The 318-nt window shown below is 42.1% G+C and carries 1 protein-coding gene; it reads left to right on the top strand.

Annotated elements, in window-relative coordinates:
* The coding region (locus Q4528_RS13200) for a MarR family winged helix-turn-helix transcriptional regulator (protein WP_303521947.1) at positions 1-292 on the top strand (292 nt) is incomplete at its 5' end.
* Between the last annotated feature and the right edge of the window lie 26 nt (positions 293-318).

The raw sequence follows: 318 nt of genomic DNA, 5'->3' as shown, positions 1-318 counted from the left end.
CCCACACTGTTTGACGCCCACTGAATTATCAACAGCCATGCTTTTTAGCTCGGGCGGATTAACCAAAGTGTTACATCGCATGACAAATGTTGGATACATCACTCGAATCCACAACCCTCACGACAAGCGCGGAAAATTAGTTCAGCTAACAGAAAGCGGAGGGACATTAATCAATGAAGTGATTGTGAAGCTGCATTCACAAGAACAGAGCATAATGACTGCCCTTTCAACCCATGAGAACACAGCTTTAAACCAGTTATTAGAAAAGCTTCTAAACGTCTGGGAGGAGTAAAGTTTAAATAATGTCTAACTAAAGGC

Source organism: Staphylococcus pasteuri, from assembly GCF_030547725.1.
Lineage (GTDB): Bacteria > Bacillota > Bacilli > Staphylococcales > Staphylococcaceae > Staphylococcus > Staphylococcus pasteuri.
The sequence above is the reverse complement of the archived record's forward strand: the minus strand, read 5'-3'. Positions and strand labels throughout refer to the sequence as shown.